The organism is Pseudomonas sp. B21128 (genome assembly GCF_044218865.1).
Classification (GTDB): domain Bacteria; phylum Pseudomonadota; class Gammaproteobacteria; order Pseudomonadales; family Pseudomonadaceae; genus Aquipseudomonas; species Aquipseudomonas iridis.
The window spans coordinates 5,406,052-5,422,134 of record NZ_CP162590.1; the positions used below are offsets into that span (position 1 = coordinate 5,406,052).

A 16,083-nucleotide genomic window follows, 5' to 3' on the forward strand; every position below is an offset into this window, starting at 1 on the left:
AAACGAATGGTGGGTGATGACGGGATCGAACCGCCGACATTCTGCTTGTAAGGCAGACGCTCTCCCAGCTGAGCTAATCACCCTTCGCTTCGGTGTGGCGCGCATTCTACGGAGCGACCCCACCTCTGGCAAGCACTTTTTTAAATAATTTTCCGAGGCCTTCCAAAGGCTTAGAGAAGGGTTGGCCTATGCCCCGGCGAAGACAATAATGCCCCCCTTTGTATAAAGGAGAGACTCACCCCATGTGGTTCAAAAACCTGCTTATCTATCGCCTGACCCAAGACCTGCCTGTCGATGCCGAGGCGCTGGAAACTGCACTGGCCACCAAACTGGCGCGTCCATGTGCAAGCCAGGAGTTGACCACCTACGGTTTCGTCGCGCCGTTCGGCAAAGGCGAAGATGCTCCACTGGTGCACGTCAGCGGTGATTTCCTGCTGATCTCTGCGCGTAAAGAAGAACGCATTCTGCCGGGCAGCGTCGTACGCGATGCGGTCAAGGAAAAGGTCGAAGAGATCGAAGCCGAGCAGATGCGCAAGGTCTATAAGAAGGAACGCGATCAGATCAAGGATGAAATCATCCAGGCCTTCCTGCCGCGCGCCTTTATCCGTCGTTCGTCGACCTTCGCTGCCATCGCGCCGAAACAGGGTCTGATCCTGGTCAACTCGGCCAGCCCGAAACGCGCCGAAGACCTGCTGTCGACCCTGCGTGAAGTGATCGGCACCCTGCCCGTTCGCCCGTTGACCGTGAAAATGTCGCCAACCGCGACCATGACCGAATGGGTCACCACGCAGAAAGCCGCCGACGACTTCTATGTGCTGGACGAGTGCGAACTGCGCGACACCCACGAAGACGGCGGTATCGTGCGTTGCAAGCGTCAGGACCTGACCAGCGAAGAAATCCAGCTGCACCTGAGCACCGGCAAAGTCGTGACTCAACTGTCGCTGGCCTGGCAGGACAAGTTGTCGTTCATGCTCGACGACAAGATGACCGTCAAACGCCTGAAGTTCGAAGATCTGTTGCAGGATCAGGCGGAACAGGACGGCGGCGAAGAAGCCCTCGGCCAACTGGATGCCAGCTTCACACTGATGATGCTGACGTTCGGCGACTTCCTGCCGGCGCTGGTTGAAGCGTTGGGTGGCGAAGAGACTCCGCAGGGGATCTAAATAAAACCGGTTTCCCATGAGGGAACCGGGATCACTGTGGGAGCTGGCTTGCCAGCGATAGCGGTACATCAGTTAGCTCAAGGTTGCCTGACACACCGCCATCGCTGGCAAGCCAGCTCCCACAGTTGGTTTTGTGTGTTCATTTAATAACAGGGAACAAGCCATGCGCGCACTGGCAGCACTCAGCCGCTTTGTCGGCAACACTTTCGCTTACTGGGTTCTGATTTTCGCCGTTGTGGCCTTCCTGCAACCTTCGTGGTTCCTCGGCCTGAAGAGCGCGATCGTGCCGTTGCTCGGGCTGGTGATGTTCGGCATGGGCCTGACCCTCAAACTCGATGACTTCGCCGCCGTCGCCCGCCAGCCCTGGCGTGTGGCACTGGGCGTGGTCGCACATTTCGTGATCATGCCGGGCATGGCGTGGTTGCTTTGCCAGATTTTTCATCTGCCACCGGAGATCGCCGTCGGCGTGATTCTGGTCGGTTGCTGCCCGAGCGGGACTTCATCCAACGTGATGACCTGGCTGGCCCGCGGTGATCTGGCGTTGTCGGTGGCCATCGCCGCCGTCACCACCCTCCTCGCTCCGCTGCTGACCCCGGCGCTGATCTGGCTGCTGGCCTCGGCGTGGTTGCCGGTGTCGTTCATGGAGCTGTTCTGGTCGATCCTGCAAGTGGTGCTGTTGCCGATCGTTCTGGGCGTGGTTGCGCAACGTGTGCTGGGCGACAAGGTTCGTCATGCGGTGGAGGTGTTGCCGCTGGTGTCGGTGGTGAGCATCGTGATCATCGTCACCGCTGTAGTGGCGGCCAGTCAGGCCAAAATCGCCGAATCCGGCGTGTTGATCATGGCGGTGGTGATGCTGCACAACAGCTTCGGCTACTTGCTGGGCTACTTCACCGGGCGTTTGTTCAACCTGCCGCTGGCGCAGCGCAAATCGCTGGCACTGGAGGTGGGCATGCAGAACTCGGGGTTGGGCGCCGCGCTGGCCAGTGCACACTTTTCGCCACTGGCGGCGGTACCGAGCGCCTTGTTCAGCGTTTGGCACAATATTTCCGGGGCGCTGCTGTCGACGTATTTCCGGCGGATGAGCGAAAAGGAAGATCGCGAAACGTTGGCACAACAGGCGACTGACTGACCGTCGAACTTGATCCCCGGGTTAATGCTCGTCAATATGTTGCGTAACGCGGGGACGACCCTGCGGCTCGATCGAGTTTTAATCTGGGGACGACCCCGTCAACCGATGGAGGTCTTTCATGTCCTGGATCATTCTGTTTTTCGCCGGCCTGTTCGAAGTCGGCTGGGCCGTCGGCCTCAAATACACCGATGGCTTCAGCCGTCCACTCCCCACCGCACTGACCATTGCAGCCATGGCCGTCAGCCTTGGCTTGCTGGGCCTTGCGATGAAGGAATTGCCGCTGGGCACGGCCTATGCGATCTGGACGGGTGTGGGTGCCGTGGGCACGGTGATTGCCGGGATTATTCTGTTTGGTGAGTCGATGGCGCTGATTCGGCTGGCCAGTGTGGCGTTGATCATTACCGGGTTGATTGGCCTCAAGGTCAGCGCTTAGACCACTGGCCCCATCGCTGGCGAGCCAGCTCCCACCGTTTCGTTGGTGTACACAAAACCGGTGTTCACCGAAGCTCCCTGTGGGAGCTGGCTTGCCAGCGATGAGGCCAGCACAATCATTATTTATCTAACAGTGCCGCGCAATTCCCCCACCAACCCCTGCAACTTCGCCGGCTCAGCCGCTTCCACAGCAACAGCAGAACCCGCCACCAGCGTCACCCGCGACCACAACCGCCGAAACACGCCTTTGTTCGGATCGCGACTGAAGAAACTCCCCCACAATCCCTGCAATGCCAGCGGAATCACCGGCACCGGTGTCTCTTCGAGAATCCGTGTCAGCCCGCCCTTGAACTCATTGATCTCGCCATCGGTCGTCAACTTGCCCTCAGGGAAGAGGCACACCAGCTCACCGTCCTTCAGGTATTGGGCGATCCGGCTGAAGGCTTTTTCGTAGATCTGGATGTCTTCGTTGCGTCCGGCAATCGGAATCGTCCCGGCCGTGCGAAAGATAAAGTTCAGCACCGGCAGATTGTAGATTTTGTAGTACATGACGAAGCGAATTGGCCTACGCACTGCGCCGCCAATCAGCAACGCATCGACGAACGAAACGTGATTGCACACCAGTAACGCGGCACCCTCATCCGGAATCGCGTCCAGGTTGCGATGTTCGACGCGGTACATGGAATGGCTGAGCAGCCAGATCATGAAGCGCATGCTGAACTCAGGGACGATCTTGAAGATGTAGGCATTGACGCCGATGTTGAGCAGCGACACCACAAGGAACAATTGCGGGATCGACAACTCGACCACACTCAGCAGCACGATCGACACGATGGCCGAAATAACCATAAACAGCGCGTTGAGAATGTTGTTGGCCGCGATCACCCGTGCCCGCTCGTTCTCGGCAGTGCGCGACTGGATCAACGCATACAACGGCACGATGTAGAAACCGCCGAAAACGCCGAGGCCGAGAATGTCGAACAGCACCGCCCAGGTGTGGCCGAAACTCAGCACTTCAATCCAGCTATGGCCAGTGACACTGTCGGGAATTCCCCCGGAATGCCACCACAGCAGCAGACCAAACACGGTCAGACCGAACGAACCAAACGGCACCAGACCGATCTCGACTTTGCGCCCGGAGAGTTTCTCGCAGAGCATCGAACCCAGCGCGATCCCGACCGAGAACACGGTGAGGATCAAGGTGACCACGGTTTCGTCGCCGTGCATCCACTCCTTGGCGTAGGCCGGGATCTGCGTCAGATAAATCGCCCCGACAAACCAGAACCACGAGTTGCCGACTATCGAGCGCGACACCGCCGGCGTCTGGCCCAAGCCCAGTTTCAGGGTGGCCCAGGACTGACTGAAGATGTTCCAGTTCAGGCGCATATCCGGGGATGAAGCCGCCGCGCGGGGAATGCTGCGGCTGGCCAGATAACCCAGCACTGCAATGCCGACGATGGCGATCGACACCAGTGGCGCGTACTGGGTTGACGACATGATCACCCCGGCGCCGATGGTGCCGGCCAGAATCGCCAAAAACGTGCCCATCTCCACCAGACCATTACCGCCGACCAGTTCTTCTTCGCGCAAGGCTTGCGGCAGGATGGAATATTTCACCGGCCCGAACAGCGCCGAGTGAGTGCCCATGGCGAACAACGCCACCAGCATCAGCGACAAGTGATCGAAGAGGAACCCGACGGATCCCACAGCCATGATGGCGATTTCCGCCAGTTTGATCAGACGGATCAGCGCGTCCTTGGCGAATTTCTCGCCGAACTGCCCGGCCAGCGCCGAAAACAGGAAGAACGGCAGGATAAACAGCAACGCACACAGGTTGACCCAGATCGAGCGGTCACCTTCGATGGTCAGCCGATAGAGAATGGCGAGGATCAGCGACTGCTTGAACACGTTGTCGTTGAACGCGCCAAGCGACTGCGTGATGAAGAACGGCAGGAAGCGCCGGGTGCGCAGCAGGTTGAACTGTGAGGGGTGACTCATCTTCCGTGTTTCCCTGATGTTTAAGGTAGAGAGGCCTGGATAATGCTTATTGGAATCCCGATCCGCGATCCAGGCCACACCTTACCTAAACTTTTCAGGTTATTTCTTCAAACCTGCAATGCACGGCGAGACAAACAGCTCGCCGCGCCACGCACCTTGTGCGGTGCGCTTGCCAACGATCAGCCACATCACCGCCAACAATGTCACCAACACGCAGCCGACCACGCTGAAAAAGCCAAGGTTCAGCGTACTGGCGAGTTTCAGTGTCGCTAGGGAATACACGCCCAACGGGAAGGTGAACCCCCACCAGCCGAGGTTGAACGGAATGCCGTCACGCAGATAGCGAACGGTGATCAACAACGCCATCAGCATCCACCACAGCCCGAACCCCCACAGCGTGATTCCGGCCACCAGACCAAGGCCCGAAGCGATTTCGCCAATGCCCGGCAGCCCGTTGGCAGCGAAAATCGCCGGTGCTTCAGCGCCCATCAACAACATGCCCAGCGCACCGGTGCCGATTGGCCCGAGTGCCAGCCAGCTCGAGGCGGCCATGTTTTCGTGGGGCAGTTTGTGCAGGGCCATGCGCAACAACAGGATGGTCAGAATGCTGAACGCCACCGGTAGGGAAAATGCCCAGAGCACGTAGCTTGTGGTCAGCACCACCAGTTGCGAGTGGGCATCGGTCAGGTGCGGCGCGAGCAGCCCCCCACTGGCCGCCGCGACTTCTGCTGCCACCACCGGCAACAGCCAAACGGCTGTCATCTGGTCGATGCTGTGTTCCTGCCGAGTAAACATCATGTAGGGGATCAATACGCCACAGGCCAGCGACATCGCCACATCGATCCACCACAGCACCTCGACAAGCTGAATGACGCCCTCGCCCCAACGCGGCAGCCCGAACAGCAGAAAGCCGTTAATGATCGTCGCCAGGCCCATGGGAATGGTGCCGAAGAACATCGACACGGTGGAATGCCCGAAAATCCGCCGTGCCTCGTCGAAGAACAGAATCCAGCGGGCGGCGTAGGCTACGGTAAACAAGGTGAACAACAGGATGTTGAACAGCCACAGCCCTTCAGCCACGGCGTGTAAACCGGGGATCGCGACCGGCAAATTCGCCAAGGCCAGTGCCAGCACACCGGTACCCATGGTCGCGGCGAACCAGTTCGGCGTGAATTGGCGGATCACTTCGCGCGGGTGCTGAAGCTGGCTGAGCGGCTTTAAGCCAGGGTTGGTGCTATTGGTGCAAATCATCATGAAATCCTCTTCCTCTGGTGAGGTTGAGTCCATGGTAGATCCGAATCGAATATCTATATAACGGGTAATATCTCTAACTGTTATCTGCTTTATCGATAATCAGCCAGTTTAGTAATCAGACGCTGCCTTCGCACTCGATCACCAGAATCCGCGCCACGCCCTGCGGATGTGCAACGTGTTCGGTGCCCACCGAGGCGTAAAAAATGTCACCGACTTCGAGCATGACTTGCTTTTCCTCACCCTTTTCGCGATAGCGCATCTGCACCTGACCATCGAGTACCACGAACACTTCCTCGCCGTCGTTGACGTGCCATTTATAAGGCTGATCAGTCCAGTGCAGGCGCGTGGTGATGCCGTTCATCGTGGCGATGTCCAGGGCACCCCAGGCACGCTCGGCGGTGAAGGTTTTGCTGCGAATAATCTTCATGAGTCGATCCGTTGGCAGAATGGCTGCGCAAGGCTAACCGAAAGCGCGGTGGTTATGGAGCGCCGCACACCTTGGCCGGTCGAGCCCGCAGGCTGAGCAACAGCGCCGCCACTGCCAGCACGATCAGCACCGCGCCATACACATCGGTCGTTGCGAGCAGCCCCAGGCGATGGGTGAAATGCCCTGCCAATAGCGCCGGCAAGCAAAACGCCAGATAACTCAGCACATAAAACGCCGACAGCAGACCCGCCCGTTCATGGGGCAAGGCCAGCGGTACGAGGCTGCGCACCGCGCCGAGAAATCCGGCACCAAACCCACAACCGGCCACCAGTGTGCCGAGGAAGAACAGCGACAGGCTGGCGCTGTGCACACCGAGCAGAATCAGCACCAGCCCGATCGGCAGCAAGCTTGCGCCCAGTTGCAATGCGCGGGTAGCAGGACGATTGCGCAGGGTGAAGATCATCAGCGCCCCGGTCACGGTCAATGCCGCTACGGTTGCGCCGCCGATCAGGTTGGACGTGGAGCCTGTGGCGGTGCGCACCAGCGACGGTGCAAGCGATGCGTAAAAACCTCCGAGCGCCCAGGTCGCGGTATTCAGCGGCAGGACTCGCCATAGCGTTGCGCGGGCCTGAGCCGGCACATGCAGTGTCGGTCGCAACGATGCCCATGCGCCCGCTTGCGGAGTAACGCTTTCGGGAAGCCGCCAGACATACAGTGCCTGCCCCACAAACAGCGCGAGCAGCAACCAATAGGTCAGTTGCAACGGCGCCGGCGCGAACTCCGCCAACAAGCCACAGCCCATGCCGCCCAGCGCCATGCCCAACAATGGCGCGACGCTGTTGATCAACGGTCCTTGCTGACGGTCGATGTCGAGCAATGTCGCGCTGAGGACCGCAGTCGCCATGCCGGTGGCGAAGCCTTGCAGCACGCGCGCGCTGATCAACCACGTCACGCTGTCGGCGCTGATGAACAGCAACATCGCCAGTGCGTTGAGCAACACGGCGGTGAAGATCACCGGTTTGCGCCCCAGATGATCGGAGAGCGAACCGACGGTCAATAGCGCCGCCAACAGACTCAGGGCGTAGACGCCGAAGATCAGGGTCAGCACCGCTGCCGAGAAGTGCAGTTGATCCTGATACAGGTGGTACAGCGGCGTCGGCGCGGTGGAAGCGGCGAGAAAACTGAGTAAGGTGATCGCCAGAAACCACAGGCTGGGCCGGTTGGACGCTAATCGGGACTGGGGGTTAATCATGTGCACACTCCGCAAAAGCTAATTTTTTGCTTTTGCGGAGTGTGCTACCGCTCAATGCTTAAAGCAAATTCTTTGTGTTAAGGTCTGACGCATGGCTATTAAAGAAGGGTTACGCCCCGGCGGTCGCAGCGCCCGGGTACAAGAGTCGATACATTCGGCAGTCCGCGCACTGCTGCAAGAGCAGGAGCGCTCGACCGTGACCGTCCCGCAGATTGCGGCGCGTGCGGGCGTTACGCCGTCGACGATCTATCGGCGCTGGGGCGATCTGGCTGCATTACTGGCCGACGTCGCCCTCGCCCGCATGCGCCCCGACAGCGAGCCCGCAGAAACCGGCAGTTTGCGCAGCGACATCCGCGCGTGGGCCGAGCAATATCTCGACGAAATGAGCTCAGAGCCCGGGCGCAACATGATGCGCGACGTGCAGGCGAGCGCCACGCCGGGGTATTGCGTGGCGATCATCGGCGCGCAGTTGCAGACCATTATCGAGCGCTATCCCGATGAGGCGGCGCCCAGTGTTGACCAATTGATCAATCAGGTCGTGGCGCCGGTCGTGTTTCGGATTCTGTTTTCAGCGGCGGCGCTGGAGGTGGATGAATTGCACCGACTGATTGATATCGCGTTGCAGCAGGACTAACGCCATCGCTGGCAAGCCAGCTCCCACAGGATCTGTGGAGTTCACAAATTTTGTGTTCACTGAAGCTCCCTGTGGGAGCTGGCTTGCCAGCGATGAGACCTTAACGGTCACCGCAGAACCGCCCGGTTCCATTCCTGCGACACCCCGCCACGCCACGACCTTGGTCGACACTGACTAACCGCCGCGCGCATGCGAGACTGTCCGCCCGGGCAGGAGTGCCGGGGAGTCTTTAGTCGGGAGTGTTGCATGTCGTTGTCCACCGGGCTGATCGCCGCCGTCGCCCTGGCCTATATGGCCATCATGTTCGCCATCGCCTTCTACGGCGACCGTCGCAGCACGCCGTTGCCGCCGCGGGTGCGCGCGTGGGTCTACAGCCTGTCGCTGGCGGTGTATTGCACCAGTTGGACATTTTTCGGCGCGGTCGGCCAGGCGGCTGAACAGTTGTGGTCCTTCCTGCCGATTTACCTCGGGCCGATATTGCTGTTGGTCGGGGCGCCGTGGGTCTTGCAAAAAATGGTGATGATCAGCAAACAGGAGAACATCACCTCCATCGCTGACTTCATCGCCGCGCGCTACGGCAAATCGCAATCGCTGGCGGTCGTCGTCGCGCTGATCTGCCTGGTCGGCGTCCTCCCCTACATCGCCCTGCAACTCAAGGGCATCGTCCTCGGTGTGAACCTGTTGATCGGTGCCGGTGCGGACGCGATGGGCACGCGCGCCCAGGACACCGCGCTGATCGTGTCACTGGTGCTGGCGCTGTTCACCATTGTCTTCGGCACGCGCAACCTTGACGCCACCGAGCACCACCGCGGCATGGTGCTGGCGATTGCCTTTGAGTCGCTGGTCAAGCTGTTCGCCTTTCTCGCCGTCGGGGCGTTCGTCACCTATGGCCTCTACGACGGTTTCGACGACCTGTTCAATCAAGCCATGCTCGCCCCGCGCCTCGAGGAATACTGGAAAGAAACCATTAATTGGCCGTCGATGGTGGTGCAGACAGGCGTCGCGATGATGGCGATCATCTGCCTGCCACGGCAGTTTCACGTCACCGTGGTCGAGAACATTGATCCGCAGGATCTGCGCCTGGCCAAATGGGTGTTCCCCGCGTACCTCGCGCTGGCTGCACTGTTTGTAGTCCCGATCGCTTTGGCCGGTCAGATGCTGCTGCCGAGCGACGTATTGCCCGACTCGTTCGTGATCAGTCTGCCGCTGGCTCAGGCCCATCCGGCGTTGGCGATGCTGGCGTTTATCGGCGGCGCGTCGGCGGCCACCGGCATGGTCATTGTCGCGAGTGTGGCGCTGTCGACCATGGTTTCCAACGACATGCTGTTGCCGTGGCTGCTGCGGCGCAATAACGCCGAGCGCCCGTTTGAAGTGTTCCGCCAGTGGATGCTGTCGGTGCGCCGCGTGAGCATTGTGGTGATTCTGTTGCTGGCGTACGTCAGCTATCGCCTGCTCGGTTCGACGGCGAGCCTGGCGACCATCGGCCAGATTGCCTTCGCCGCCGTGACCCAACTGGCGCCGGCCATGCTCGGCGCGCTGTACTGGAAACAGGCCAACCGACGCGGCGTGTTCGCCGGTCTCGCCGCCGGCACTTTCCTGTGGTTTTACACGCTGGTTTTGCCGATTGCCGCCCACAGCCTTGGCTGGTCGCTGAACAGTTTCCCGGGGTTGGCGTGGCTGCACAGTAACCCGCTGAACCTGCCAATCAGCCCGTTGACCCAAGGCGTGGTGTTGTCGCTGGCCGGCAATTTCACGCTGTTTGCCTGGGTTTCGGTGCTATCCCGTACGCGGGTGTCGGAGCACTGGCAGGCTGGGCGATTCATCGGTCAGGAGATCAGCGCCCGGCCCAGTGCGCGGTCGATGCTGTCGGTGCAAGTCGACGATCTGCTGCAACTGGCGGCGCGGTTTGTCGGTGAGGAGCGTGCACGCCAGAGCTTCATTCGATTCGCCTACCGCCAAGGCAAGGCTTTCAACCCGAACCAGAACGCCGACGGCGAATGGATCGCCCATACCGAACGCTTGCTGGCCGGTGTCCTGGGCGCTTCTTCGACGCGAGCGGTGGTAAAAGCCGCCATCGAAGGCCGGGAAATGCAGTTGGAGGACGTCGTCCGAATCGCTGACGAAGCCTCGGAAGTCCTGCAATTCAACCGCGCGCTGCTGCAAGGCGCGATTGAAAACATCACCCAAGGCATCAGCGTGGTCGACCAGTCGCTGAAGCTTGTCGCCTGGAACCGACGTTACCTGGAGTTGTTCAACTACCCGGACGGTTTGATCAGCGTCGGCAGGCCAATCGCCGACATCATTCGCTACAACGCCGAGCGCGGGTTGTGTGGTCCCGGCGAGGCGGAAGTGCATGTCGCGCGCCGTTTGCACTGGATGCGTCAGGGCCGCGCGCACACCTCCGAACGGCTGTTCCCCAACGGCCGGGTGATTGAGCTGATCGGCAATCCGATGCCCGGTGGCGGCTTCGTCATGAGTTTCACCGACATCACCGCGTTCCGTGAAGCCGAACAGGCGCTGACCGAGGCCAACGAAGGCCTGGAACAACGGGTCAGCGAGCGAACCCAGGAACTGTCGCAACTCAACGTCGCGCTGACCGAAGCCAAGGGCACGGCCGAAACCGCCAACCAGTCGAAAACCCGCTTTCTCGCGGCGGTCAGCCATGACTTGATGCAGCCATTGAACGCCGCGCGACTGTTCTCCGCCGCCCTCTCCCACCAAGACGACGGCTTGAGCAGCGAGGCGCAGAAACTGGTGCAGCATCTCGACAGTTCGTTGCGTTCGGCCGAGGATCTGATCAGCGATCTGCTGGACATCTCCCGCCTGGAAAACGGCAAGATCAATCCCGATCGCAAATCCTTTGCGGTGAACGAACTGTTCGACATTCTCGGCGCCGAGTTCAAGGCGCTGGCCCAGGAGCAAGGTTTGACCTTCCGTGTGCGTGGCAGCCACATGCGCATCGACAGCGACATCAAATTGCTGCGGCGGATTTTGCAAAACTTCCTGACCAACGCTTTCCGCTACGCCAAAGGCCCGGTATTACTCGGTGTACGGCGGCGCGGCGGGCAGTTGTGCCTGGAAGTATGGGATCGCGGACCGGGCATTCCGGAAGACAAGCAACAGGTGATATTCGAAGAATTCAAACGTCTCGACAGCCATCAGACGCGCGCCGAAAAAGGCCTGGGGCTTGGGCTGGCAATCGCTGACGGCCTGTGTCGCGTACTCGGGCATACCCTGCGCGTGCGCTCGTGGCCGGGGCGCGGCAGTGTGTTCAGCGTTACGGTGCCGTATGCGCGCACGCAAACCATACCGGCCACTGCCATTGTGGAATTGAACGGCAAATTGCAGAACGGCGCACAAGTGCTGTGCATCGACAATGAAGACAGCATTCTGATCGGCATGAACAGCCTGTTAAGCCGCTGGGGCTGCCAGGTCTGGACGGCGCGCAATCGTGAGGAATGCGAGGCATTGCTCAGTGACGGCGTGCGGCCGCAACTGGCGCTGGTCGACTATCACCTGGATCACGGCGATACCGGCACCGAGTTGATGGCGTGGTTGCGCACGCGTCTTGGCGAGCCGGTGCCGGGCGTGGTGATCAGCGCCGACGGGCGCCCTGAGATGATTGCGCAGGTGCATGCGGCGGGCCTGGATTATCTGGCCAAACCGGTGAAACCGGCGGCGTTGCGGGCGTTGTTGAGTCGGTATTTGCCGCTGTAACGATTGATCCAAAGGCTGAAGCGCGATCATTGACGCTTTCGCGAGCAAGCTCGCTCCCACAGGGTTTAGCTGATCCTTGTGGGAGCGAGCTTGCTCGCGAAGCTTTCCAGACTATTCCGGCAACTCAACCAACCCATCTACATCCGTCATCGCCCGCTCCAGCAGATCCGCCGGCAAGCTTTTGCTCGCCCGTGCGCCCAACAGTTTGAGTTGCTCACTGCGGCTGACCAGGTTGCCGCGCCCTTCTGTCAGTTTGTTGCGCGCCGAGCTGTAGGCTTTGTCCAGTTGTTGCAGACGATTGCCGACTTCGTCCAGATCCTGAATGAACAGCACGAACTTGTCATACAGCCATCCGGCGCGCTCGGCGATTTCGCGGGCGTTCTGGCTCTGACGCTCTTGCTTCCACAGGCTGTCAATGACGCGCAATGTCGCCAGCAATGTGGTTGGGCTGACGATCACAATGTTGCGGTCGAACGCTTCCTGAAACAGCGATGGCTCGGCCTGCAAGGCCGCCGAAAACGCGGCTTCGATCGGCACGAAGAGCAAAACGAAATCGAGGCTGTGCAGGCCCTCCAGGCGTTTGTAATCCTTGCCGGCCAGGCCTTTGACGTGATTGCGCAGGGACAGTACGTGCTGCTTGATTGCGATCTGCCCGAGCGTGTCGTCCTCGGCCGCGACGTATTGCTGATACGCCGTGAGACTGACCTTGGAGTCGACCACTACCTGTTTGTCGCCTGGCAGATAAATGACCACGTCTGGCTGGAAACGCTCACCATCCGGGCCTTTGAGATTGACCTGCGTCTGGTACTCGCGGCCCTTCTCCAGACCTGCGTGTTCCAGCACGCGTTCGAGAATCAACTCGCCCCAATTGCCTTGGGTTTTCTGGCCTTTAAGGGCACGGGTCAGGTTCGTGGCTTCGTCACTCAAACGCAGATTGAGCGCTTGCAGACGCTCCAGTTCCTTGGCCAGCGAAAAGCGCTCGCGGGCCTCGGCCTGGTAACTTTCTTCCACACGTTTTTCGAAGGATTGAATGCGTTCTTTCAACGGATCGAGTAACTGACCGAGGCGTTGTTGGCTGGTTTCGGCAAAGCGCTGTTCACGCTCATCGAAGATCTTGCCCGCCAGTTCGGCGAACTGCGCCCGTAATTCATCACGCGAACCTTGCAGATCATCCAGGCGCTGTTGGTGGCTCTCCTGCTGCTCGCGCAGTTCGGCGTTCAGCGAAGCCGCCTGTGCGTCGAGACGGCGCAGCTCGGCCTCCTTGTTGGCGCGCTCAAGGTTCCAGGCGTGGGAGGCGTCACGGGCGTCGTCACGTTCTATCTGCAACAGCTCGACTTCGCGGCGCAGGGCTGCCAGTTCTGCTTGCTTGGCGGCGTTGGCTTGGCCAAGGTCGGCGATTTCATCGCGACCGGCCTCCAGTTGCGCGTTGAGCCCGTCCTGCGCCAGTTGCGCCATGGCCAACCTCTCTTCCAGCAACGCCACCTGCGCTTGCCCGTTGCTTGCCCGACGTTGCAGTTGCCAAGCCAAAGCCAACAACGGCAGCCCAGCGCCTGCCAGACCAAGCAATACGCTGGTCAAGTCCATAGCCATAGCAACTCCTGCCGATCGGTTAAAGCCTGAAGGGTAACCAAGGTGTCAGAACTTGGACAGCTCAGTCTTCGAGCAGACCGAGTTCCACTTGGGCACGCTGATCGCCAGCGCGAGCAGCCTGACGCAGCAGATCCTGACCAATGCGGCGATCACGCGCATTACCACACTCGCGGCACATCAACTGGCCGAGGCGGCTTTGCGCGGCAACCACACCTTCACGCGCCGGTTGCTTGAGCAGGCGGCCGGCAAGGTGCTTGGCATTGTGGCTTTCGCTCAGGCGCGGGCTGTCGAGCAGCCATTCGGCCACGCGCACGGAAAATCGCTTGGGCGGGATAACAGAAGGGGGTTGTGAGGTAACAGGGTCTGATACTGAGCGAAACTTCATAAAGCACTGTGGGACAGATCGGAAGGCGCGCCACTCTACTCTCTTTTTCTTACAGGTAAAGTCTAAATAAAACCCGGCACGCCCGTCCTAGAGCAAGCGCTCGGGACAATCCACAGAAGCTGTGGATAAGTCAGTGGACAACCGTCCTCCAACCCTCGCAAAGCCTTATGGAATGGGGCCCGCAGTCAAACTGACGATTTTTTCACCAACAAAAAAAAGCGATGTTTTTCATTGACTTAAACTTTCGATACAGGCAGCCATCAAGGTCAGGTTTGATATGACAGTGCCGTTACAGCCTGAGCAACTAATGTGCACAAGTACCTGTTACCCGGTTATATCGGTGCGCTTTTTCGGGTCGTTTTGCGCTTCAGGCTGGGGATAAGCGGCGTCTCGGTGGGAACCGCACACGGTTTTGTGGCGACGAATGGTCACCCAGGCGTTCGCGTGTTATCCGATTACCGCCCCCGAGGGGAAGATCGCACCCACAATGGGCTGCGTTTCTTGTAGAACGTAACTTTTTTGGCGCAGGGTTTGCTTTACCTATTTCGATCCGTTACTATCCGCGGCGTTAGTACCAAGCTGAAAGTCAATTCCGGTCGAACATATCCCCACGGTGCGCCTTCCACCAAGAAGCCCTCACCGAAAAAAAGCGGATACGACCCCTCGATGGTTTCCAGGTAAATCTTGCGACGACACAGCCTTTGAATGATGCAAAGGGTGTTGCGAAGACCGTTTACTCTGACCGAACCAACCTGCAAATTGATCAGGATCTTCACCCCGGGCCCAGAACCTTTGCCCTTGATGTGTTGCCTGTCCTCCTAAGTACCTACCTGCCAGCCCAAGCGCGCCAAATTATCAGCGCTTCAAACTGGCTGCTTTGTTCCAGTCGGGTTCTTCGTTCGACCAATGGTGGTCGACGTTACTGGAACGTTTTAACGTTGCACGGTTCTTATCCGTGTCATTTGTAGGAACACCTAATAACTATGTCGACTCAAATCCATACTCAGGACGCCATTCGCGCCCTAACCAACGCTTTTGCTCCAATGAACTGCCTGATCATGGCCGCTCGCAAAGGCTGCTTCAGCTTCACACTGGTCAACGAACACGGGATCGCCCGCCACAGCGAGCGTCTGTATCCCGATCAGTACTCCAGCGCCGAACCGCTGCAGGCTGTCATTGATCGAACGCGTCAGGCACTGGTTGCCTGAGCGCCGAAAAGGCTGCAACAAACGAAGCCCCGCTTAAAACGCGGGGCTTTTTATTGCCTGATGTTTCACTTTTAAGCCTTGGCGCCTAAGCACCATCGGATATAACGGTTATAACGGGCAGCCGGAAATATTTTAAAAACAGTCCTTTACGTCGCGAATATGACACTACACTTCAACTCAAGCGGCGCTGTCCGCTTCCGGCGAGCCTGAACCGATCCACCGCTGCCAAGGCCCCTTTCAGGTGTCGCCGCCCAACAACAAGATCCGAGGGCTTTATGGGTATCGCTGCCAGCGAACTGTGCCGCTACGTGATTCGACCCACGCTGATTTATCTGGGACGTCACTGCGCCACCGCCGAATCACTGTTGCTGGGCATTGCCGCCAGCCAGTCCGCCCTCGGCTCCGCCCTGCACGACCGCCGTGGACACGGCCTCTACCGCATTGCCGAGCATCGCCATCAAGCACTGTGGGATGACTATCTGGCGCTTGATCCGGAGCGCGCCAGCCTCGTTCGCGGACTGGCCAGCCAACACGCATTTCTCAGCGGACCGCACCTGGAATTGACCGTCAATCTGCGTTACGCCACCGCTATCGCCTGGCTGCTGGTCGAAGAACAAAACCCCACCCTCCCCGACCCGAACGACTTGCTCGGTATGGCGCGAATCTGGCGTCAGACCTTCCAGCCTCAAGGTCGTCTGCGCGATTTCACCTGCGCCTGGCAGACTTGTGTTTCACCGCTGAATCAGGTCGCTTGCTGACCGTCCAGTTCCGCAAGATCCTGTAACAGGTCGCGAATTTGGTCGGATTGTCCTACAAAACCGCTCTAAATCAAGGCATTCAGGCTATAGCGCTGGGACGAAAATGTTGGTAATTTTCGCCCCGGTGATCACCAGG

The 16,083-nt window shown here is 59.4% G+C and carries 13 protein-coding genes and 1 tRNA gene; 7 read left to right on the plus strand and 7 right to left on the minus strand.

Annotated features, from left to right (window positions below; translation table 11 throughout):
* Positions 1-7: 7 nt before the first annotated feature.
* Positions 8-83, minus strand: a tRNA-Val gene (locus AB4P91_RS24355).
* Positions 84-242: 159 nt separating this feature from the next.
* Here AB4P91_RS24355 and rdgC point away from each other — a divergent pair.
* The 3 genes from rdgC to sugE all read left to right on the plus strand — a co-directional run bounded on the left by rdgC (position 243) and on the right by sugE (position 2,725).
* Complete coding sequence (rdgC, locus tag AB4P91_RS24360) at positions 243-1,163, plus strand: recombination-associated protein RdgC (protein WP_042558339.1); 921 nt, start codon at positions 243-245, stop codon at positions 1,161-1,163.
* A gap of 163 nt (positions 1,164-1,326) precedes the next feature.
* On the plus strand, positions 1,327-2,292 hold the full coding sequence (locus AB4P91_RS24365; RefSeq protein ID WP_150596988.1) for a bile acid:sodium symporter family protein: 966 nt from the start codon (positions 1,327-1,329) through the stop codon (positions 2,290-2,292).
* Positions 2,293-2,410: 118 nt separating this feature from the next.
* Positions 2,411-2,725, plus strand: a complete 315-nt coding sequence (gene sugE, locus AB4P91_RS24370) for a quaternary ammonium compound efflux SMR transporter SugE (RefSeq protein WP_042558337.1) — start codon at positions 2,411-2,413, stop codon at positions 2,723-2,725.
* 122 nt (positions 2,726-2,847) lie between these two features.
* Here the strand turns inward: sugE and AB4P91_RS24375 are convergent, their stop codons facing one another.
* The 4 genes from AB4P91_RS24375 to AB4P91_RS24390 form a co-directional block, all read right to left on the minus strand.
* Positions 2,848-4,722, minus strand: coding sequence for an MFS transporter (locus AB4P91_RS24375; RefSeq protein ID WP_395603876.1), 1,875 nt, complete (start codon positions 4,720-4,722; stop codon positions 2,848-2,850).
* A gap of 99 nt (positions 4,723-4,821) precedes the next feature.
* A complete protein-coding gene (locus tag AB4P91_RS24380) occupies positions 4,822-5,973 on the minus strand; it encodes a TDT family transporter (protein WP_395603877.1) in 1,152 nt (383 codons plus the stop codon).
* 118 nt (positions 5,974-6,091) lie between these two features.
* A complete protein-coding gene (locus tag AB4P91_RS24385; RefSeq protein WP_395603878.1) occupies positions 6,092-6,403 on the minus strand; it encodes a cupin domain-containing protein in 312 nt (103 codons plus the stop codon).
* 52 nt (positions 6,404-6,455) lie between these two features.
* Positions 6,456-7,655 carry an MFS transporter gene (locus AB4P91_RS24390; RefSeq protein WP_395603879.1) on the minus strand — a complete coding sequence of 400 codons (1,200 nt, stop codon included), beginning with the start codon at positions 7,653-7,655 and terminating at the stop codon, positions 6,456-6,458.
* 91 nt (positions 7,656-7,746) lie between these two features.
* On the opposite strand from AB4P91_RS24390, the gene AB4P91_RS24395 reads away from it, so the two are divergent.
* Positions 7,747-8,289: a TetR/AcrR family transcriptional regulator gene (locus AB4P91_RS24395; protein ID WP_395603880.1), complete on the plus strand. Its 543-nt coding sequence runs from the start codon at positions 7,747-7,749 to the stop codon at positions 8,287-8,289.
* A 246-nt stretch (positions 8,290-8,535) separates the two neighbouring features.
* Positions 8,536-12,006: a PAS domain-containing hybrid sensor histidine kinase/response regulator gene (locus tag AB4P91_RS24400; protein ID WP_150594177.1), complete on the plus strand. Its 3,471-nt coding sequence runs from the start codon at positions 8,536-8,538 to the stop codon at positions 12,004-12,006.
* A gap of 111 nt (positions 12,007-12,117) precedes the next feature.
* Here AB4P91_RS24400 and rmuC read toward each other — a convergent pair whose 3' ends face one another.
* Together rmuC and AB4P91_RS24410 are read right to left on the minus strand one after the other, a co-directional pair.
* On the minus strand, positions 12,118-13,482 hold the full coding sequence (gene rmuC, locus AB4P91_RS24405) for a DNA recombination protein RmuC (RefSeq protein ID WP_191624053.1): 1,365 nt from the start codon (positions 13,480-13,482) through the stop codon (positions 12,118-12,120).
* A 175-nt stretch (positions 13,483-13,657) separates the two neighbouring features.
* Positions 13,658-13,981, minus strand: coding sequence for a sel1 repeat family protein (locus AB4P91_RS24410; RefSeq protein WP_150594179.1), 324 nt, complete (start codon positions 13,979-13,981; stop codon positions 13,658-13,660).
* A gap of 983 nt (positions 13,982-14,964) precedes the next feature.
* Here AB4P91_RS24410 and AB4P91_RS24415 point away from each other — a divergent pair.
* Together AB4P91_RS24415 and AB4P91_RS24420 are read left to right on the plus strand one after the other, a co-directional pair.
* Positions 14,965-15,189 carry a hypothetical protein gene (locus AB4P91_RS24415; RefSeq protein WP_042558329.1) on the plus strand — a complete coding sequence of 75 codons (225 nt, stop codon included), beginning with the start codon at positions 14,965-14,967 and terminating at the stop codon, positions 15,187-15,189.
* Positions 15,190-15,464: 275 nt separating this feature from the next.
* Positions 15,465-15,947 (plus strand): hypothetical protein, encoded by a 483-nt coding sequence (locus AB4P91_RS24420; RefSeq protein WP_042558328.1) that lies wholly within the window; start codon positions 15,465-15,467, stop codon positions 15,945-15,947.
* The last annotated feature ends 136 nt before the right edge of the window (positions 15,948-16,083 follow it).